18 protein-coding genes and 1 tRNA gene are annotated in these 21635 nt (G+C 38.2%); 11 read left to right on the top strand and 8 right to left on the bottom strand.

Annotated features, from left to right (window positions below; translation table 11 throughout):
* Window positions 1-165 precede the first annotated feature (165 nt).
* The 5 genes from fadR (at window position 166) to SB028_RS10970 (ending at window position 6986) form a co-directional block, all read left to right on the top strand.
* The gene (gene fadR / locus SB028_RS10990) at window positions 166-885 is read left to right on the top strand and encodes a fatty acid metabolism transcriptional regulator FadR (RefSeq protein WP_069368958.1); all 720 of its coding nucleotides are present in this window, start codon (window positions 166-168) and stop codon (window positions 883-885) included.
* Window positions 886-1354: 469 nt separating this feature from the next.
* The gene (locus SB028_RS10985; RefSeq protein WP_069368959.1) at window positions 1355-2659 is read left to right on the top strand and encodes a D-amino acid dehydrogenase; all 1305 of its coding nucleotides are present in this window, start codon (window positions 1355-1357) and stop codon (window positions 2657-2659) included.
* A 13-nt stretch (window positions 2660-2672) separates the two neighbouring features.
* Window positions 2673-3785, top strand: a complete 1113-nt coding sequence (gene alr / locus SB028_RS10980) for an alanine racemase (RefSeq protein WP_069368960.1) — start codon at window positions 2673-2675, stop codon at window positions 3783-3785.
* Between the two features lie 49 nt (window positions 3786-3834).
* The gene (gene hypF / locus SB028_RS10975) at window positions 3835-6138 is read left to right on the top strand and encodes a carbamoyltransferase HypF (RefSeq protein WP_069368961.1); all 2304 of its coding nucleotides are present in this window, start codon (window positions 3835-3837) and stop codon (window positions 6136-6138) included.
* A 95-nt stretch (window positions 6139-6233) separates the two neighbouring features.
* Window positions 6234-6986: a MipA/OmpV family protein gene (locus SB028_RS10970; RefSeq protein ID WP_069368962.1), complete on the top strand. Its 753-nt coding sequence runs from the start codon at window positions 6234-6236 to the stop codon at window positions 6984-6986.
* 88 nt (window positions 6987-7074) lie between these two features.
* On the opposite strand, the gene SB028_RS10965 is transcribed toward SB028_RS10970, so the two are convergent.
* Window positions 7075-7959 (bottom strand): D-hexose-6-phosphate mutarotase, encoded by an 885-nt coding sequence (locus SB028_RS10965; RefSeq protein ID WP_069368963.1) that lies wholly within the window; start codon window positions 7957-7959, stop codon window positions 7075-7077.
* A gap of 113 nt (window positions 7960-8072) precedes the next feature.
* The gene (gene gapA, locus SB028_RS10960; RefSeq protein ID WP_004243268.1) at window positions 8073-9068 is read right to left on the bottom strand and encodes a glyceraldehyde-3-phosphate dehydrogenase; all 996 of its coding nucleotides are present in this window, start codon (window positions 9066-9068) and stop codon (window positions 8073-8075) included.
* Between the two features lie 343 nt (window positions 9069-9411).
* On the opposite strand from gapA, the gene msrB reads away from it, so the two are divergent.
* Both msrB and SB028_RS10950 read left to right on the top strand, forming a co-directional pair.
* On the top strand, window positions 9412-9849 hold the full coding sequence (gene msrB, locus SB028_RS10955) for a peptide-methionine (R)-S-oxide reductase MsrB (protein WP_069368964.1): 438 nt from the start codon (window positions 9412-9414) through the stop codon (window positions 9847-9849).
* 81 nt (window positions 9850-9930) lie between these two features.
* Complete coding sequence (locus tag SB028_RS10950) at window positions 9931-10212, top strand: YeaC family protein (protein WP_036912841.1); 282 nt, start codon at window positions 9931-9933, stop codon at window positions 10210-10212.
* Between the two features lie 106 nt (window positions 10213-10318).
* On the opposite strand, the gene pncA is transcribed toward SB028_RS10950, so the two are convergent.
* From pncA to sppA, 3 genes are all read right to left on the bottom strand, one after another.
* Window positions 10319-10963, bottom strand: coding sequence for a bifunctional nicotinamidase/pyrazinamidase (gene pncA, locus SB028_RS10945; protein ID WP_069368965.1), 645 nt, complete (start codon window positions 10961-10963; stop codon window positions 10319-10321).
* Between the two features lie 22 nt (window positions 10964-10985).
* Window positions 10986-12008 carry an asparaginase gene (ansA, locus tag SB028_RS10940; RefSeq protein WP_069368966.1) on the bottom strand — a complete coding sequence of 341 codons (1023 nt, stop codon included), beginning with the start codon at window positions 12006-12008 and terminating at the stop codon, window positions 10986-10988.
* 243 nt (window positions 12009-12251) lie between these two features.
* On the bottom strand, window positions 12252-14108 hold the full coding sequence (gene sppA / locus SB028_RS10935) for a signal peptide peptidase SppA (RefSeq protein ID WP_069368967.1): 1857 nt from the start codon (window positions 14106-14108) through the stop codon (window positions 12252-12254).
* A 544-nt stretch (window positions 14109-14652) separates the two neighbouring features.
* Here sppA and SB028_RS10930 point away from each other — a divergent pair.
* The 3 genes from SB028_RS10930 to SB028_RS10920 are packed head-to-tail and all read left to right on the top strand — an operon-like array spanning window position 14653 to window position 18229.
* Window positions 14653-15204, top strand: coding sequence for an NAD(P)H nitroreductase (locus SB028_RS10930; RefSeq protein WP_069368968.1), 552 nt, complete (start codon window positions 14653-14655; stop codon window positions 15202-15204).
* A gap of 15 nt (window positions 15205-15219) precedes the next feature.
* Window positions 15220-16263, top strand: a complete 1044-nt coding sequence (selD, locus tag SB028_RS10925) for a selenide, water dikinase SelD (protein ID WP_069368969.1) — start codon at window positions 15220-15222, stop codon at window positions 16261-16263.
* Window positions 16264-16267: 4 nt separating this feature from the next.
* Window positions 16268-18229 (top strand): DNA topoisomerase III, encoded by a 1962-nt coding sequence (locus SB028_RS10920; protein ID WP_069368970.1) that lies wholly within the window; start codon window positions 16268-16270, stop codon window positions 18227-18229.
* A 67-nt stretch (window positions 18230-18296) separates the two neighbouring features.
* Here SB028_RS10920 and xthA read toward each other — a convergent pair whose 3' ends face one another.
* Window positions 18297-19103 (bottom strand): exodeoxyribonuclease III, encoded by an 807-nt coding sequence (gene xthA, locus SB028_RS10915; protein ID WP_069368971.1) that lies wholly within the window; start codon window positions 19101-19103, stop codon window positions 18297-18299.
* 447 nt (window positions 19104-19550) lie between these two features.
* Here xthA and SB028_RS10910 point away from each other — a divergent pair, with 447 nt between their 5' ends.
* Window positions 19551-20414: a helix-turn-helix domain-containing protein gene (locus tag SB028_RS10910; RefSeq protein ID WP_069368972.1), complete on the top strand. Its 864-nt coding sequence runs from the start codon at window positions 19551-19553 to the stop codon at window positions 20412-20414.
* A gap of 31 nt (window positions 20415-20445) precedes the next feature.
* Here the strand turns inward: SB028_RS10910 and SB028_RS10905 are convergent.
* Together SB028_RS10905 and purU are read right to left on the bottom strand one after the other, a co-directional pair.
* Window positions 20446-20530: transfer RNA gene (locus SB028_RS10905), tRNA-Tyr, on the bottom strand.
* 255 nt (window positions 20531-20785) lie between these two features.
* Complete coding sequence (gene purU, locus SB028_RS10900) at window positions 20786-21634, bottom strand: formyltetrahydrofolate deformylase (protein ID WP_069368973.1); 849 nt, start codon at window positions 21632-21634, stop codon at window positions 20786-20788.
* Window position 21635 lies beyond the last annotated feature (1 nt).

The raw sequence follows: 21635 nt of genomic DNA, 5'->3' as shown, positions 1-21635 counted from the left end.
ATCGCTGTGAAATTAAGCGTATTAGTAATAATAAATTGATAAAACGACATCAAGTTTTATGATGCCATTCACTATTTAATGATGGTTGAGCTATATCAAAATTACGCATTCTGATATTATCTTTTCCATTATTAGCAGAAAAATCGCTTCGGAAGAAATAAAAATATGGTTATTAAGGCTCAAAGCCCCGCAGGTTTTGCGGAAGAGTATATTGTTGAAAGTATCTGGAATAATCGCTTTCCTCCTGGATCTATTCTTCCAGCGGAACGTGAGCTCTCTGAATTAATCGGTGTTACAAGAACCACATTAAGAGAAGTATTGCAGCGCCTAGCCCGTGATGGTTGGTTAACTATTCAACATGGAAAGCCAACAAAGGTAAACAATTTCTGGGAAACATCGGGCCTTAATATCCTTGAAACAGTCGCTCGCCTTGATCATGATCGCGTGCCACAATTAATAGATAATTTATTGGCTGTTAGAACCAATATTTCAGCTATTTTTATACGTACCGCATTTAAAAATAGTCCTGAAAAATGCATTGAAGTTTTACACCATGAGCTTACCACTGAAAATAGCGCTGATGAGTTTAGTGAGCTGGATTACAACATTTTCCGTGGATTAGCGTTTGCATCAGGTAACCCAATTTATGGTCTTATTTTAAACGGCTTAAAAGGGCTTTATACTCGCGTAGGCCGTTATTATTTCTCAAATCTTCAAGCCAAAGAACTCGCGTTAGCTTTCTATAAAAAACTGGCTATATTATGTGAGCAAAAAGATGTCGAGCATGTTATGGAATGTGTCCGTCAATATGGTAAAGACAGCGGCATTATCTGGCAAAGTTTACAGTCCCCATTACCGAGTGATCTAGAAGAAGTAAAACGCTAATTACGTTTACTGCTTTATCACAATAGAAAAAACCAGTACTCATACAATTTGTGATACTGGTTTTTTCGTTTTTAAAAATAATGTGTCATTTTTAGGCAATGCTTTAAATAGGTTATTTTTAGTAAAAAGAATAACCAAAGTGAGTTATTTTAAGTGTTATCATCTAAAAACAAATTGTTTTATAGATTTTAATAAAATAAAAATTTTCTTTATATCCGCTTTAAACTCTCTTCAATTTAAAATAATCTACTAATTGATATTTTGATAATTAATAGTAAATTTTTTATCTATTTGATTTTATGGGTTAATTTTGAAATTTTTTTTGAAAATGGCTTGTCGAATAACAATCAAATGTGACTTAACTCTAAAATCTATCTTTTTATTGGCTCAGATGATTATTCTATATTGGCTTTTTGTGTATAGAATATTATTCTTATGTTATATCAATGTAAATTATTGGAGTCTTGCCATGAAAGTGATCATCTTAGGTGGCGGCGTTATTGGTGTAACAAGTGCGTGGTATCTTGTGCAACAAGGTCATGAAGTTATTGTTGTTGATAGACAAAATAGTGCAGCAGAAGAGACGAGTGCAGGTAATGCGGGTCAAATATCTCCAGGATATGCGACCCCTTGGGGGGCTCCTGGGATCCCATTAAAAGCCGTTAAATGGATGTTCCAGAAGCACGCCCCATTAGCGATTAAACCTGATGGCTCACTTTTTCAATTACGTTGGATGTGGCAAATGTTACGTAATTGTGATGCGTCACATTACACTATGAATAAAAGCCGTATGGTACGTATTGCCGAATATAGTCGTGATTGTATTCGCCAATTACGCCAAGACACAGGCATTGAATATGAAGGACGCCAAGGCGGTACTCTGCAACTTTTCCGTGATCAAAAGCAATTTGATAATGCGGCTAATGATATTGCTGTATTAAAGCAAGAGGGTGTTGCTTATGAATTGTTAACGGCAGACCAACTAAAATTAGCAGAACCAGCACTCGAACATGTCACTCATAAATTGACCGGTGGTTTACGTTTACCAAATGATGAAACGGGTGATTGCCAAATTTTCACAAAAAAACTCGCTAAAATGGCAGAAGATGCGGGGGTTACGTTCTTATTTAACAAAGAAATCAAACATTTGTTATTTGATGGTGATAAAGTAGTGGGTGTCCAATGTCATGATGGGCTATTAACAGCCGATCACTATGTTGTCGCCATGGGCTCTTATTCGACAGAATTTTTGAAAAATAAAGTTGCTATTCCTGTTTATCCCCTTAAAGGCTATTCACTTACGATGCCGATTATTGATGCATCAAGAGCACCCACATCTACGATTTTAGATGAAACGTATAAAATTGCGGTAACACGATTTGATGAGCGAATTCGTGTCGGTGGAATGGCTGAGGTCGTTGGTTTTAATCTGAATATTTTAAAATCGCGCTGTGAAACATTAAAAATGGTTGTACAAGATCTCTATCAGGGTGGGGGTGATATTGAAAAAGCCACATTTTGGACGGGGCTAAGACCTATGACACCTGATGGTACACCTATTGTAGGGCCTACGGCTTATCGCAATTTATCATTAAATACAGGGCACGGTACATTAGGTTGGACAATGGCATGTGGTTCGGGACAATTATTGGCTGATTTAATTTCAGGGAATAAACCCGCTATTGCCGCTGATGACTTATCTGTGTTTCGGTATATCGATGGCTTTAATACTAAATTGCTCTTACCGGGGCAAAAACTTGATACAGCTTATTAATTGAGGAAAAACCATGTCCAGACCCACAAAAGTAACCATTAACCTCGATGCATTAAGCCATAATCTGTCTGTTATTAAAGAGAGAGTCAAAGGCAGCAAAGTGTGGTCTGTTGTGAAAGCAGATGCTTATGGACATGGATTATCCTGCGTTTGGCCGGCATTAAGTCATACTGATGGTTTTGCCTTAATTGAGCTAGACAAAGCTATTATGTTAAGAGAGCAGGGATGGGTAGGTCCTATCCTTTTGCTGGAAGGTTTTTTTAAGTCAGAAGATGTTTATTTATTAGAACGCTATTCTCTAACAACCGTAGTGCATTCTGATTGGCAATTTGATGCCATAGAAAATGCGCAATTAGAAAGACCGATTAATATCTATCTTAAATTGAATAGTGGAATGAATCGGTTGGGCTATCGACCAGACGCCTATAAACAAGCCATTGCTCGTGCAAAAAGTATCAACAATATTGGTTCTATTATCCAAATGTCGCATTTTGCTAATGCAGATACTGGGTTGAACATGGATATACAAAAAACCGCCATTAATCAGGCAATGGTTAATGAATTACCTCGGTGTTTGGCAAATTCAGCGGCAACGTTATTTGATCCTGAAACTTATCAAGATTGGGTACGCCCAGGTATTATTTTATATGGTGTTTCGCCTTCTGGGGTTTGGCAAGATATTGCTGGTTTCGATTTACAACCCGTCATGACATTTAAGAGTGAAATACTCGCCATTCAACAAGTTAAAAAAGGTGAGCAAATAGGTTACGGTAGCCGATATACCGCTGATCGTGATATGCGGATTGGTATTGTTGCTTGTGGTTATGCTGATGGTTATCCAAGGCATGCACCAGATGGTACACCTGTAATTGTTAATGGGCATAAAACACAATTGGTTGGACGTATTTCAATGGACATGCTAACCATTGATGTTACAGATTTTCCTGATGTTAATTATGGTAGCCCCGTTGAATTATGGGGAGAAGAACTGCCAGTTGATGATGTTGCAATGGCATGTGGCACTATTGGCTACGAATTACTGTGTGCAATCACACCAAGAGTGGCAGTAGAAGTGATGATAAATTTACCTAATGCCACTTTTTCTGATCTAAATGAAAGTTGTTGATAATCACTAAACTAGAATAAGACTAAATTTATTTTGATTTGGTGATCCTATGAGTAACGGCATTGCATTGCGTGTAAAAGGAAAAGTTCAAGGCGTTGGGTTTCGCCCATTTGTTTGGCAATTAGCCCATCGCTTTGGTTTATTAGGGCAGGTGAGCAATGATAGTTTGGGGGTATTGATACATTTAATGCCTTCACCTAAAAATGCACTCTTTATAGAAGCATTAAAAGCAGAATGCCCACCACTAGCACGTATTGAACGTATAGAAGGATCTCCTTTTCAATGGGAACAGCTACCGACTGACTTTATTATTGTAAAAAGTGGTGGTGGCGAAATGGATACGCAAGTTGTTCCTGATGCAACGACTTGCCAAGCTTGTATTGATGAATTGTTTGATCCACAAAATCGTCGTTATCATTATCCCTTTATTAACTGCACACATTGCGGACCGCGTTTTACCATCATAAAAAAAATGCCTTATGATCGGCCTTTTACTTCAATGTCTGAATTTCCATTCTGCCCTGAATGTAAACATGAATATGAAGATCCCTCTGATAGACGGTTTCATGCTCAACCTAATGCATGTCCTGTGTGTGGACCCCATATCTGGCTTGCAGATAATCAAGGTAAAGTGTTAGCAACAAAAGAGCTTGCATTAACTCAAGTATGTGAAGCTTTACTTGCTGGAAAGATTGTTGCCGTTAAAGGGATTGGGGGGTTTCATTTAGTCTGTGATGCACGTAATAATACCAGTGTTGCATTATTACGTGAACGTAAATACCGACCAGCTAAGCCACTAGCGGTGATGATCACTGGAATCGATCAAATTAAAGCAGATAAGCACGATCCAGATTTTCTTCCAACAGCCATTCAAACATTGCAAAGCACGGCAGCCCCTATTGTATTAGTCCCTAAAACCGCCACACCTAAACTAGCGGAGCTTATTGCGCCGGGATTAACTGAAATTGGTGTTATGTTACCCGCTAACCCGTTGCAACATTTATTAGCACGTGGCACGAACATTCCTCTTGTTATGACATCAGGAAATGCATCAGGTCATACACCTGCATTAAGTAACGAAGAAGCTTTAATACAATTGAAAGATATTGCGGATTTATTCTTAATGCATAATAGAGAAATTATACAAAGGGCTGATGACTCATTGGTTCGCATTGAGGGTAAACAGAGCGTTATGATCAGACGCTCCCGAGGTTATGTCCCTGATGCGATTTCACTCCCTGAAGATTTTGGAGCACAACCCTCAGTACTCGCTATGGGGGGGGATCTTAAAAATGTATTTTGCTTATTACGTCAACATCAAGCCATTATGGGGCCTCATTTAGGCGATCTTGATGATTTAAGCGTGCGACAACAGTTGATAAAATCGTTGGATCTCTTCCAACAGATTTATCGTTTTGCACCTAAAGCCATTGCAATAGATGCACATCCTAACTACATCAGTCATCAGTTGGGTAAACAGTTTGCTCATGAGCAAAATCTTCCTATTATTGAAGTCTCTCATCACCATGCACATATTGTTTCTTGTCTTGCTGAACATGGTCATACACATCAACAGGGAGCTGTCATTGGTATTGCTCTTGATGGATTAGGCTTTGGGCAAGATGGCACGCTATGGGGAGGGGAATGCCTGCGGGTGGACTATCAAAATTCAGAGCGGATTGGTGGACTCCCAGCTGTTGCGATGCCTGGAGGTAATCTTGCTTCTATTCAACCTTGGCGAAACTGGTTCGCACATTTAGCTACTTTTTCTGAAGATTGGCAAGGTAGTGTTATCACCCAAATGATACCTAACAATGAGTTGCAGATATTAAGTAAAGCCCTAAAACGTGGCATAAATTCACCTAAAGCCTCTTCTTGTGGCCGTTTTTTTGATGCCGTCTCGGCATCATTAGGATTAGCCCCGAAAGAGATAAGCTGGGAAGGCGAAGCCGCATGTTACTTACAAACTGCTGCATTGGCGTGTCAGAACGAAAAACAAACAGAAATTATTAAGCGATATGGGCATTTAATGCCTATAAAAAATAACTTGCTTGATCTGTCTGTTTTTTGGTCTCAATGGGAAAATGTAAAGCTTAGTGTCAGTGAAAAAGCTTGGCTATTTCATTATCTATTAGCGGAAAGCTTGGGCAATATTGCATTGCAATATGCTGATAAGTATCAGATTGATACCGTTGTACTTACGGGAGGGGTGTTAAATAATACATTACTCAAACACCTGTTTAAGAAAAAATTAAACAATAAAAAAGTACTTATCCCTATGATATTACCCGTTGGAGACGGTGGTATTGCATTAGGACAAGCATTGATTGCTACACATTTAATGCAAAATTAAAATGATTATAGGTAAAATGGTATCAATCTTAGTTATTTGTGACTGAAATAGGGTTTTGGTTGCTACTTTATTAATGACAATAATGGAAAATCATCGTGAGTAATAAGAAGATTATCATTTCTTTAGCCGTTATCGCAGGGCTTAGCACACCAGTAGCATTTGCTGGAGAATGGTCAATAGGGGGATCCGTTTTAGCACAAGTTACTCCTTATAAGGGGGCTAAATCAAAAGATTATTTATTACCCGTACCGCAAGTTAACTACCAGTCAGAGAATTTCTATTTCGCCACATTAGCGGCGGGTTATTACCTGTGGAATACACCTAAAGATCAACTCTCTGTTGATTTACACTATTATCCTCAGGCTTATAAACCAAGCGATAGTGACGATGAGCAAATGAAAAAATTAAATCGTCGTCGTGACACTATGATGGGGGGCTTTACTTATAAGCACCATGAATCATGGGGTAGCTTAAGGGCAATTGTATCGGGTGATATGCTAGGCAAAAGTAATGGTATTATCGCTGATGCTGCTTATTTATATCCTTTCGAATTGGGTAACTGGTCTTTACAACCCGGTATCGGTTTTGTTTGGGAAAACAAAAAGCAGAACCGTTATGCTTATGGAATTAGTCATGCAGAATCTCAACGCAGTGGTTTAGCTGAATATACGCCAAATGATAGCTGGAGACCTTATTTTGAAATCTCTGCTAATTATAAATTTACAGAAAAATGGAATTTCTTTGCGATGGGACGTGTTGACCATTTACCGAGCGAAGTGAAAGACAGCCCAATGGTGAATAAATCTGTGACTGCGATTGTGTGGACAGGTGTGACTTACACATTCTAATTCGCTAAAAATCAGTGTGATTAGCTATGATAAAAAAGCTTCGATTCAAACTCGAAGCTTTTTTATTGTGTCAAATGTCAGTAATGCTTTATTTTTCAGCAATATTTTTACGTACACGAACGACCAGAGATAAGCGACCAGGATGAACGTTATCGGGTTTTAAGGGTTGGTGGATACGAGCGGTTTCTACACAAGCCATCTTACGATAACCACCTGCGCTCATATCTTTCATTGAACTTGCAAGCTCTGCACCGGGGTTCCAACATACGACATCACTATGATGGTAATGATGAACTTCAATTGTGCGATCCCAACCATCGTCATGTATAAGATTGAAATCGTCAGGCTCTGTATAAAGCCTGTCAGTACGCCCATTAAAACGTAATGAGGTTTCATCAGTGTAAACCTCTTTATCTGCCACTGTGTCAATGTAGTGGCTTCCTAGACCTGTTACAGAGACATTATCAATGTCACTCACATTAAAATAAGAGTGAAGGGCTGCTGTTGCTTCATAATCACCGTAAGATTCTAATTCAACCTCACAAGTTGCGCCTAATTTAAAACGAGCAATAACCGTAAAGGGATGTGGCCAATATTTTTGTGTTTGTTGGCTCTCTTTTAATGTCATGGTGATGAGAACACTATCATCTTGTTCGGTATGGGCACTAAATTCCCAAGGAAGAATTCGCGCAAATCCATGACTTGGTGTACCCGCAGAAGCAAACCAAGGCCAGCAAATAGGAATACCGCCACGAATGGCAACACCAGGAGTAAAGAGAGAGGCTTCGCTTACCCAAAAGACAGGATGCTCTTGTGCGGGTTGCCAAGCAATTAAGTGTGCGCCCTGAAGGCTGATAGCAGCACGTACTTTAGGATGCGAAATAACAAGGATAGGAAGTTCGCCTAATTGCCGACGACTTAAGTAAGGTGATATTTGTTCAATAATCGGCAAAGAAAAAATTTTCTCATTCATTATCTATAACCTTATGTCACTGACTATTTTAATACAATAAACTGACTGGCTAGAAAATAAAAGAGCCACCGAAAAGGTGGCTCTAAAAGAAATCGTGACTTTCTAAACTCTAATTATTTAGAGATATGAGAAATCAGATCCAGAACTTTGTTTGAATAACCAACTTCGTTATCGTACCAAGAAACTAATTTAACAAAGTTGTCATTCAGCGCGATACCTGCTTTAGCATCGAATACTGAAGTTAATACTTCACCGTTGAAGTCAGTTGAAACAACTGCATCTTCAGTGTAACCCAGAACGCCTTTCAGTTCGCCTTCAGCAGCTTCTTTGATTGCTTCACAGATTTGAGCATAAGTTGCTGGTTTTTCCAGACGTGCAGTTAAGTCAACAACAGAAACGTTAGGAGTAGGAACACGGAAAGACATACCAGTCAGTTTGCCGTTCAGTTCAGGAATAACTTTACCTACTGCTTTAGCAGCACCCGTTGATGAAGGGATGATGTTTTGAGAAGCACCACGACCACCACGCCAGTCTTTCATTGAAGGACCATCAACAGTACGTTGAGTTGCAGTTGTTGCGTGAACAGTTGTCATCAGACCTTCAACGATACCGAATTTGTCGTTGATAACTTTTGCTAAAGGCGCTAAGCAGTTAGTTGTACAAGATGCGTTAGAAACGATATCTTGACCTGCATATGATTTGTGGTTTACACCCATAACGAACATAGGTGTGCTGTCTTTTGAAGGACCAGTCAGAACAACTTTTTTCGCACCAGCTTGGATGTGTTTACGAGCAGTTTCATCAGTTAAGAACAGACCAGTTGCTTCAGCAACAACATCAACACCAATTTCGTTCCATTTCAGGTTTGCTGGATCTCTTTCTGATGTTACGCGGATGGTTTTACCATTAACAACGAGGTGGCCATCTTTTACTTCAACAGTACCGTTGAAACGACCATGAGTTGAATCGTATTTCAGCATGTATGCCATGTATTCTGCGTCTAACAGATCGTTAATACCTACGATTTCGATATCTGAACGTTCTTGAGCAGCACGGAAAACGATGCGGCCGATACGACCAAAACCATTAATACCTACTTTGATAGTCATATGTATTCCACCAGCTTTAATTTAGTGAATTAAAAAGTTGATTCTAAAGTTACCAAAACCGCGCCAATCGTCAAGCGGAATCGTGTCAATAATTGCAAAAAATCAATTAAAAAAACACTTTTCGCTTAAAGATTGGTCGTTTTAGCTAAATGTTACGCTGTGTATTATCGGGATCAATACCGATAAATGAAGTTACCTTTGCTCCGTTATGTGAAATTCATCACATTTCAAAAACTAAAGATTACTCTTGATGATTTTAGACTATATTTTTCAGATTTGTTGTTAAATCTTTGTTATTATTCACTGTTGTTTTAAAAAGCATTTTACTGGGCAAGAGGTCGATATGGCAGATAATGAAAAGAAAGTGAATATTTCAAGTAATAACAATCACATTGATTTATCAACACTCAATGAAATGCAACGTTATGTGACTCAACAGCAAGGTACAGAACCTCCGTTTAGTGGTAAATTATTACACAATCGTCAAACAGGGATTTATCACTGCTTATGTTGTTCTGCGCCTCTGTTTTATTCAGAGACGAAATTTGATGCGGGATGTGGTTGGCCCAGCTTTTATCAACCCGTTAGTGATAATGCAATTCGCTATATTGATGATTTTTCTCATAATATGAAAAGAACTGAAATACGTTGCCAGCAATGTGATGCACATTTAGGCCATGTTTTTAATGATGGCCCCGCCCCAACAGGAGAGCGTTATTGTGTTAATTCAGCCTCTCTTTCATTTACGAATAGTGAAACAGGCGAAAAACAAGTTGGTTAATTTCGTTAAATTAACAAAATAACAACAAAAGAAAAAACGATTCAGCCATTTCAAGTGATTATTTAGCTTATGGAGCAATCAATGGAAGTTAATGAACTTATTTCGATGGTAACCCCTGAGATTTACCAGCGTATTTCAACAGCGGTTGAACTAGGTAAATGGCCTGATGGCGTTGCATTGACTGATGAGCAAAAAGAGCATTGTATGCAGATTGTTTTATTATGGCAGGCGAAAAATAACCACACACCTGAACATATGACAGTAGGAACGAATGGGCAAATTACCATGAAGAGTAAACAAGAATTAAAAGCTCAGTTTCAATCTGAACGTTTGGCAACGTTAACGCCAATGGATGATGACTAAAAAGTGTGTTGAATGGATAAAATAGAGATAAAAGGGGATGTTTATTAACCAGGTTGGTTAAAAATAGCCCCTTTCTCATTTTATTAAGATAAAGAAAATAACGAACCTATTGATTGTTACGATTAAGCCAATGTGCTGAATCAATTAATGTCGCGCCCTTTGCCTGCATCTCTTCCAATGCTTTTTCGCTATCGCCTTCTTGAATATTGACGCCACGACAACCGTCTGTAATGACTGAGACTTGATACCCTAATAACAGCGCATCTAGCACTGTAAATTTGACACAGTAATCCGTAGCAATTCCTAAAATATAAAGATGTTTTATATTTAGCGTGTGCAAAAGTGTGTGCAAGCCTGTTTGATATTCATGGTCGTTATCAAAAAAAGCACTATAACTATCAATAAGACGGTTTTGCCCTTTATAAATAATGTGATTAATCTGGGCTTGGTTTAATTCAGGATGAAATGCAGCACCATAAGAATTTTGTACGCAATGAACGGGCCACCAAACCTGTGGTAATCCATTAAGGGTGCCAATTTCTCCCACCACAGTGCCTGAATTTTCAGCAAAACTAAGATGATCGGCTGGATGCCAATCTAAACTGGCGATAATCGGGTTTTTAGATTGATTGAAAGTATGAATAAGTTGGTTGGCGGTTTGTATCACTTTATCGCTTTCATTAACAGCTAATGCACCACCTGTACAAAAATCATTTTGTATATCAACTAATAACAGTGCCGCGTTTTTCACCTATTTTACCTTTTGATTAAACTTAGTTGTTATCGTCTAATGTCATTTCACCGCGTAGGTTTTGTTGCATTAGTTGGCAGATTTCAGTGTAATGATATTGTTGACTAAGAAGATAATGCAGTTTAGTTAATGTTGCTTCAAATGTCATATCAAAGCCACTGATCACACCCACTTCCGCTAATGCTTGACCTGTTGCATAACCTTCCATATTGACTCGACCAGAAATACATTGTGTAAGGTTGATAACAACAATACCCCGCTCTGTTGCTTCACGTAGGGTAGAAAGTAGAGCAGGGTGTGAGGGGGCATTACCGACACCATAAGAGCGCAATATTAAGGCTTTCACAGGTTGCATCAGGATATTTTTAACGACTTCATCTGAAAGCCCTGGATAAATGGTGATCACACCGATAGGTTGAGGCGTAATATTATGTGCAATAAATTCCCCATTTCCTTTAGGAAAGGAATTAATTTTAAATTGTTTAATATTAATGCCAGCTTCTAATAATGGTGCGCTATTTGGTGACGCAAAGGCATTAAAGCCATCCGCATGTGCTTTTACTGTACGGTTTCCACGATACAGTGTGTTATTGAAAAACAGAGCCACTTCATTAATTGGATGATGTGCGGCGAGATAAAGTGCATTTAATAGGTTTGTTTGTCCATCAGACCGTAAGGCTTCCAAAGGAATTTGAGAGCCAGTCACGATAATCGGTTTGCTAAGGTTTTCAAACATAAAAGAGAGTGCTGATGCGGTAAATGCCATGGTATCAGTGCCATGAAGAATAACAAACCCATCATAATTGTGATAATTTTCATTAATATCATCTGCGATAGATTGCCAATCTTCGGGGGTGATATTTGAAGAATCAATTAAAGGAAGGTGCTCTTTAATTGTAAAATCAGGCATCTCCTCACGGTGAAATTCTGGCATTTTAGCTAATTGGCGTTGTAAATGTCCTGATACCGGGATATAGCCATGTTCAGAATGTTGCATACCAATAGTACCGCCAGTATAAACAACGTAGATTGATTTCTTTTGCATCAGACAAAGCACTCTTATTAAGCTGTGAGAAATACCTGATTATAGGGAGTTTGCAGAATAAAAAAAGGAAAGGATGCTAAAAAAAGAAAATAGAGAATAACTAATATCTGCTTTAAATCATTGTGTTAAAAATAGCATGAAGACAAACAAACAAAAATTTTCATCAGAATATCATTCTATAAAAGTCAGAAAAAAGAGAGGAATACACCTGTTCCTGATGAGCAGGTGTATGAATAGACAAGATTATTGAATATCGCCACAAGATAAACAATACGCATAGCGATTTAGCGGATCATTCATGTTGCGATAAAACTCTGTCTGTGTTTTGACTTCTTTTAAAACAGGTGCAGGTATATATGCTTGTAACGGATCAGGAATAAGTGCTTTTGCGTTAGATGATAAGCTCATAATGATCTGTTCAGAGAGACTTAATTCTGGCTTCATCCAATCAATAACGGGGTGCTCAATTTTTGCCATTTTAGCAACAGCATCAATGGCATCATCAAAATCACCAAATTCATCAACTAAACCAACCGTTTTTGCATCTATTCCTACCCATACTCGACCTTGAGCAATACGATCAATTTGAGCAGGTGTTTTCTTACGAGATTCTGCCACTAAATTAAGAAACGTTTTATAGCCACTTTCGATATTTAGCTGTAAAAGTTCTGCAAATTCTTCAGGGAGTTTATTTGTAACAGATAATCCGGCTAATGGTGAAGTTGTGACACCATCAGTATAAACACCAATAGATTCTAGGCTATTTTCAAAGGTATTAATAACGCCGAAAATACCAATTGAGCCAGTTAACGTTGATGGGCTCGCAATAATCTTGTTTGCAGGGGTTGAGATCCAATATCCACCTGATGCGGCTAAGCCTCCCATTGAAACAACCACATGTTTTTTCTGTTGTTTAAAGGCGGCAACTTCACTGCGTATTTGCTCTGATGCAGAAACGCTCCCCCCTGGACTATTGACACGTAATACAAGTGCCTTAATATTCGGATCTAAACGTGCTTGGCGAATTTGATTCGCAATAGTTGATCCCCCCGCAGACCCAGGAATACTTTCACCATCAATAATGGCGCCTTGAACAACGACTACGGCAATATTACCTTCATCATTTGCAGGTAATGATGAAGTTAACGTATCGGCATAATCATAAATGCTGATATTGTTAAATTGCTGGTTCTCTTTATCCCATTGGAAGGTTTCTGTCATATCTGCTTCAAATTGAGCGTATGAGCTTACTGCGTCCACTAATTTACGATTTAGCGCATAAGTTGCGTTGTCCCCATCGGCATTGCGTAGCTGTGCAATCATCTCTTTTGCACCAGGGAAAACATCCTCGGTGGTAATACTACGATTTTCTGCAACTTGAGTTAAATAAGTAGACCACAGTGCATTAACTAAACGTAATGAAGCTTCTCGAGATTCTGCAGACATGTCATTACGCATTAATGGTTCAACGGCAGATTTATAAGTCCCTACACGGAAAATATGAGTACTTACTTTTAAATTTTCTAGCAGTGTTTTGTAATAGAGATTTTGAAAGCCAAAACCATAAACCCCGACTGCACCTTGAGGAGTGAGATAAATTTTATCTGCATAAGACGCAAGATAATATTGTGGCTGGTTGTAATAGCCACTCACGGCAAAAATCGGTTTGCCTGTCTTTTTAAATTCATTAAGTGCTTTACCAATATAATTTAGCGAAGGTTGATCTGCACCTGCAAATTCATCAAGTTTGAGCACCATACCTTTAATTTTCGGATCTTGAGAGGCTTTGCGTAGCGTATCGACGATTTCGAATAATGAATTTTCTTGGAGCTGGCTATTAGAAACGCCTAAAAGCTCACGTCCAACTTCTCCTAAAGGGTTTTGGGTCGCAGTTTGGTCAACAATCACACCTTTAAGATCAACAAGAAGGGCACCTTCATAACTCATCGGTTTTTGTGCTTCTTTACTAATTAAGAAAATACCAATGACCATAAAGAGAAGAAAAAAGAAAATAACGTTTAAGATTAATTTCCGGATAAAGTTAATGGCTTGCCAACTGAATTTTAATATTGCGCCGATTAACTCCATAATTTTATTCATACTATCTCCACATCATGTAAAGCTAAAATTTAATCCTAAACAGTCATGCTAGAATTATTGGTAAGCAGGCTATATCCACATAATCTCATACTATTAAAACAAAAAGTGTTGTTAACAATAGAGAGAATAGCAATAACAATGAAGGAATATTCTAATATAGCTCTTATTGAATGTCTGTCATTGATTTTTAGGAAACCACTAATGATAAATTTTTACTTAAGATGTTATTAAGTAAAAATTATCTTACGTAAAAATAGCTAAATAAACTCACACAAAAAGGCATCAAAGTGATATAGAGGAGCGCTGAGTTAAAAAGAAAAATAAGCTCAAAGCAAACTTAAACTAACTGAGTAAGCCAAGATTAATCATTTTATGAACAATAAATTACGATAAAATAACCACTCAGCTGATTTTTAGAAAAATTTCCGCCTAAATCTGCGGATGGTGGTAATATCACAGTTTGTTATACTGCGAATTGATAAGAACTGTCCATCCCCATAAGAAGGGGATCTTGCTAAAATAAAATGCTGACAGGAGAATAAAAATGGATGCATTAACACTGCTTTTGAACCGCCGTTCAGCTTCTCGACTGACTACGCCAGCCCCTGATAGTGAAGCCCTCAATACTATTTTACAAGCAGGTATGCGCGCGCCTGATCATGGTGCACTTAAGCCTTGGCATTTTATAGTGATGCAAAATGAAGGCATTGAGCGTTTTAGCCAATTACTGCATAAGGCGGCAATAGCGAGTAATTTAGGACCAGAAGTTGAAGAAAAAGCAAAAAATGCACCTTTTCGTGCCCCATTGATTATCACGGTTATTGCGAAAGTGAAAGAACACCCTAAAGTTCCTGAATGGGAGCAAGTTGTTGCCGCTGGTTGTAGTGTGCAAGCAATGCAAATGGCGGCTGTTGCGCAAGGATTTGGGGGAATTTGGCGTTCAGGCTCTTGGACTCATGATGCCGTTGTAAGAGAAGGACTTGGCTGTAGCGAACACGACCAGATTATTGGTTTCCTTTATTTAGGTACGCCAGCCTTGAAAGCACCAATGACAGTTTCTCCTGCCGACTTAACTGATTTTGTGACTTATTTTTAAAAAGGATGGCATGTTATGTCTGAAGCAATTCGTTTAACACAATACAGTCATGGTGCAGGTTGTGGTTGTAAAATCTCGCCAAAAGTTTTAGAAACCATTTTACACAGTGAACAAGCTAAATTTCATGATCCTCATTTACTTGTCGGTAATGAAACCAAAGATGATGCTGCTGTTTATGATTTAGGAAACGGTACAGGTATTATCAGCACCACTGATTTCTTTATGCCAATCGTTGATAACCCCTATGATTTTGGGCGTATTGCGGCAACAAATGCAATTAGCGATATTTTTGCCATGGGCGGAAAACCGATTATGGCGATTGCTATTTTAGGCTGGCCAATTAATAAACTGGCACCGGAAATCGCACGCGAAGTGATTGAGGGTGGTCGAGCTGCTTGCCAAGAAGCAGGCATTTCACTCGCTGGTGGTCACTCAATTGATGCACCTGAGCCTATTTTTGGTCTTGCTGTAACAGGGGTTGTGCCCGTCAGTAAAGTGAAGAAAAACAGCGAAGCTAAAGCAGGATGTCAGCTTTTTTTAACGAAACCTTTGGGTATTGGTGTATTAACAACCGCTGAGAAGAAAGGGCTACTAAAACCAGAACACCAAGGTTTAGCGACAGAAATTATGTGCCGTATGAATAAAGCCGGTTCTGATTTTTCTGATATTGAAGGTGTCACTGCAATGACCGACGTTACAGGGTTCGGTTTATTAGGACATTTAAGCGAAATCTGTGATGGCTCTGGTGTACAAGCGACTATTCATTTCTCACAAGTCCCTAGATTGCCAGAAGTCGAGTCTTATATAGAACAAGGCTGTGTTCCTGGGGGAACAGGTCGTAACTTTGAAAGTTATGGTCATTTAATTGGTGAGATCACTGAAATGCAACGTAAGTTGCTCTGTGATCCACAAACATCAGGGGGTTTACTATTAGCCGTATTACCTGAAGCGGTTGAAAAAGTGAAAGAAGTTGCCTCACGTTTTGATATTGAATTAACGTCTATTGGTGAATTAACGGCACCAGTAGCGGGAAAAGCGTTGATTGAAGTGACTGACTAACGTAATGAGATTATTTATTGCAGAAAAACCCAGCCTTGCTCGCGCTATTGCTGATGTATTGCCAAAGCCTCACAAACGGGGCGATGGTTTTATTCTTTGTGGTGATAACCAGTATGTGACATGGTGTGTTGGTCACTTACTTGAACAAGCTGAGCCGGATGCATACGACCCGCGGTACGCCCGCTGGTCGTTAGATGATTTGCCCATTATTCCTGAAAAGTGGCAACTCAAGCCCAGAGCTGATGTAAAAAAACAGTTAGAAACCATCAAAACACTACTTAAGCAGGCAAAAGAAGTGATCCACGCAGGCGACCCAGATCGTGAAGGTCAGCTGTTAGTCGATGAAGTGCTTAACTATTTAAATATCAGCGAAGAGCAAAGAAAACAGGCGCGTCGTTGCTTAATTAATGACTTAAATCCAGCGGCAGTGACGCGTGCTATTGATAAGCTACGCTATAACCATGAATTTGTACCATTGTGTGTATCTGCTTTGGCGCGAGCAAGAGCTGATTGGCTTTATGGTATTAATATGACTCGAGCCTATACGCTCTTAGGTCAACGCAATGGTTACCAAGGTGTATTATCAGTAGGGCGAGTGCAAACACCCGTATTAGGTTTAGTGGTTCGGCGTGATGAAGAAATTGAAAACTTTGTTCCTAAAGATTTCTTTGAAGTTAAAGCGCATGTTGTAACACCTGCCGATGAACGCTTTACTGCGACTTGGCAACCAAGTGAACATTGTGAACCTTGGCAAGATGAGGAAGGACGGTTATTAAATCGTAAACTTGCAGAGCATGTTGTTGAGAGAATTAAAGGCAAACCTGCGAATGTAACGGATTATCAAGATAAGCAAGAGTCTGAAATAGCGCCGCTTCCTTTTTCACTTTCCGCATTACAAATTGAAGCGGCAAAACGCTTTGGCTTAAGCGCACAACAAGTCTTAGATACGTGCCAACGCTTATATGAAACACATAAGCTCATTACTTATCCACGTTCTGACAGTCGTTATCTACCCAATGAACATTTTGCTGGTCGTCATGCTGTGATTAATGCGATTAGCACACATGACGCAAGCTTATTACCGCAAGATACCCTAGATATAGATAAAAAGAATCGTTGTTGGGATGATAAAAAAGTTGATGCTCACCATGCAATTATTCCAACGGCAAAAACAGGTAAGATCTCATTAACTGAAAATGAGAAAAATATTTATTATCTGGTGGCTCGTCAATATTTAATGCAATTTATGCCTGATGCTGTTTATCGTAAATGCGTTATTGAACTTGATATTGAGAATGGCAAATTTATCGCTAAAGCGCGTTTTTTAGCACAAGCAGGATGGCGAATATTATTAGGTGCGAAAGAGCAAGATGCTGAAAATGACGGTTCTGCATTGCCAATAGTGGCTAAAGACGATGAGTTGTTGTGTGAAAAGGGAGAGATTGTTGAAAAGCAAACGCAACCCCCAAGGCCTTTTACTGATGCAACATTGCTGTCTGCTATGACCGGAATTGCGCGCTTTGTTCAAGATAAAGAACTTAAAAAAATACTAAGAGCAACGGATGGATTAGGCACTGAAGCGACAAGAGCGGGAATTATTGAACTGTTATTTAAACGTGGCTTTCTGCAAAAAAAAGGACGAGCGATTAATTCAACGCCAGCGGGAAGAGCGTTAATTCATGTATTGCCAGATATGGCAACTTTACCCGATATGACCGCACATTGGGAATCGATACTTACGCAAATTAGTGAAAAGCAATTTAAATATCAAGACTTTATGATGCCATTAAATAGCACTTTAATAGAGTTGATTACTCAAGCAAAACGTCGTCCGAATATTCAAGCGTTTAGAAATCTTCCTGCACCGGCACATAATAAAAAGCGAAAGGCAGCTTCTAAAGGAAGTAATAAAGGAAGTGCTACAAAAAATAAAGCGCAGAGTAAAGAAGCGGCTACGGATCATTAAGTACAAATAAAAAGCACTTCCTTCATTATTTAGGGAAGTGCTTTTATGAAATGAAGATTGGATCTATTTAGATTTTAAATTCAGCCCAAACGGGTGCATGATCGGATGGTTTTTCCATCCCTCGGATCTCGTAATCAATGCCTGTTGAAATGCAATTCTCCGCTAAGCAGCGACTTGCTAGAAGTAAGTCTATACGTAAGCCTCGGTTATCATCAAATCCTTTAGAACGATAGTCAAACCACGAAAATTTATCATCAGCTTCAGGGTGTTGTTGGCGGAATGTATCTGTTAATCCCCAGCCCATTAAAGTTGCCAGCCATTCCCGCTCTTCTGGTAAAAAAGAACATTTACCCGTTTTTAACCAGCGTTTCATATTATTTTCGCCAATACCAATATCTTTATCCGTTGGGCTAATATTTAAATCCCCCATAATAAGTACGGAAGAGGTCGGTTTTAAGCTGTTGGTTAGGTAATTTTGAAGATCCGCATAGAATTTTTCTTTTGCTGGAAATTTAGTTTCATGATCACGGCTTTCACCTTGAGGGAAATAACCATTCATCACAGTCAATAAACCCGCGGGTGTTTCGATATCAGCCATTATCATTCGACGTTGAGCATCATCGTCATCACCAGGAAAGCCTTTACGTACTGCGACAGGCTTTTCTTTTGTGAGTAAGGCAACCCCATAATGTCCTTTTTGACCATGATAGAAAACATGATAACCCAAGGCACCCACTGTATCTAATGGAAACATATCATCATGAACTTTCGTTTCTTGAAGACCAATAACATCTGGCTGATGTTTTTCTATGATAGCTTCAAGTTGGTGAGGACGAGCGCGTAAACCATTAATATTGAAAGAGACAAATTTCATGTGACTGTAACCATTTATATATTGAATAATAGGATGTCTAATACTAGCAGGATCATAAAATGAATGTAAGCAAATCACGGAAATGATGGCACAGCTTATCAAGAGAAAGATAAAATTAGATAAAAATAAAAGCGATTAAATAGAGTGTGTTAATTTAATAAAAATAATTAATTGCATAACAAAAAATATTAATTAAACAAACTAGAAACATAAACTAATCTTTGATAGAAGAATATAAGTATTATTATTCTTTATATGTGAAGAATGATGACATAATAAAAATAATATTGTAGTTATAAATTGTATTCATTAAAAGGAGGTAAAAAAATATTTATATAAAACTGCTTTTATATAAAATTAATTTTTAAATTAATTAATCACTATTTTATTTACATAAAATGAATCAATGAAATTATTTTATTCTACACAGCAAAGGAATGGTGAATTATGTTTTTTTCTCGTAAGTTAGAAGCCTTTATGGCTGTTGTCGAAAATGGCTCGTTAAGTAAAGCTGCGCGGGTGATGAATCGCACGACGCCTCCCGTCGCTAAATCTATCAAAGACTTTGAAGCCGTATTAGGTAAGCGTTTATTTAAGCGAGAGAAGTTTGGTATGAGTTTAACCCAGGAAGGGCTTGAACTTTATAATGATTTGAAATCGCTTTATCTTCAAGAAAAAGAGATAACTAAAAAACATATCTCGGGAATTATAAACAATAGCATTCATGTTTATTATGATTGGGGAAAAAGTCAGTATTTAACTCAGTTTTATCAAGCAGCAAATAAAAATTATTCCCATATAAATATAATGCGATTTTCAAGAGAAAACTTTGAAGAAATACCTGATTATGATGGTAATACATTAATATTAAGTTCTGAGAAAATTATTAGTGAAAAATTTAGCCTTCTTCATAAAATAGAAAATAAGCACTTGGGCATTTGTTGTCAAAAAACACTGGTGAATAGTGTAAATAATAATCTTGATAGACTCTTAAGTGAAAATATTTGGCTCTGTGATCCGGCATTATACAAAACTGCTAAGATAAAAAAATTAGAGAGTGAAATTGGAGATAGAGGAAAGGCTGTGAGTGTCAGAATAATGGATGATCTTAATTGTTGTTTACGTTTTATTCAAACACACCACTCTCTTTTATTAACAGATGAAAATCCATTGAAAAGTGAGTATGAAGCCGACTTATGCTTTATACCATTAACTCAACCGGAAATGCGGTATAGCTGTTATATCTATAAATCTAAGTATCATTCAAGCATATTGAATCGATTTTTGGATTTAATTGATAAAATGGAATAAGATAATTTTAGAGAAGAAAGCGAAGAGGAGATGGTGGTGGGAGAAGGATTCGAACCTTCGAAGTCTGTGACGGCAGATTTACAGTCTGCTCCCTTTGGCCGCTTGGGTATCCCACCAACATTAAATTGTTTTGCTGTCCGTGACAGCGGGCGCAATAATACCAAATACCTGAAATCTGTAAAGCGCTATTTTGCTAAAAATAGACTGACTGCTGTAAAAATGTGCGTATCGTTCAAGCTTTATGCGCTATCATATTGATTTTAAGCAATATCATCTTTATTAATAAGAGATAAAAAGTAAACCGCGATATGTTTTATATCGCGGTTTACTTTTAGATAGTCATCATGTTTGCATTATTGGTGACAGAAAATTTATAAAATGATTGTTCTGTTACCGTAAACGAAGACACGTTGTGAAAGTACCCAATATAAGGCATGGCTAAGTACATTCTTTTCAACATCTCGACCAGCTCTCATCATATCTTCGGCAGAGAACGTATGATCAACATTAATCACATTTTGAGTGATGATTGGGCCTTCATCTAAATTATCATTTACGTAGTGCGCTGTTGCACCAATGATCTTGACACCGCGCTCATAAGCCTGATGGTAAGGACGTGCACCAATAAAGGCAGGTAAGAAGGAGTGATGAATATTGATAATTTGATTTGGGAAGTTTTGTACAAATGCGGGTGTTAGTACACGCATGTATTTTGCGAGTACAACATAATCAGGTTTGTATTGATTAATTTGCGCAATTAACTTTTCATCATGTTGATCACGGGTTAAGCCTTCATGGCTAACAAGATGGAAAGGAATACCAAATTGTTCTACTAAATGTTTTAGTGTGTCGTGATTACCAATGACAGCGGCAATTTCAACATCCAAATCACCAAATGCACTTTTCATTAATAAGTCGCCTAAGCAGTGTGCTTCTTTTGTCACCATAATGACAATGCGACGACGGCCTGCGGTATTTAATTCACGTTTTGAGCCTTGTGGTAAGGCATCATCTAAATCGGCCAGAAAGGTTTCATCATTAAAGATGCCTTCAAGCTCGGTACGCATAAAAAAGCGACCTGTACGATGATCAACAAACTCACTATTTTGAACAATATTTAATTGATGTTTGTAGCAAATATTCGTGATTTTAGCGATAAGTCCTTTTGCATCAGGGCAAATAGTACGCAGTATTTTTTTTTGAGTATTTTGGTGTTGCATG

The sequence above is a fragment of the Proteus vulgaris genome (assembly GCF_033708015.1).
Taxonomy (GTDB): Bacteria; Pseudomonadota; Gammaproteobacteria; order Enterobacterales; family Enterobacteriaceae; genus Proteus.
This window is presented reverse-complemented; position numbering and strand designations above follow the sequence as displayed.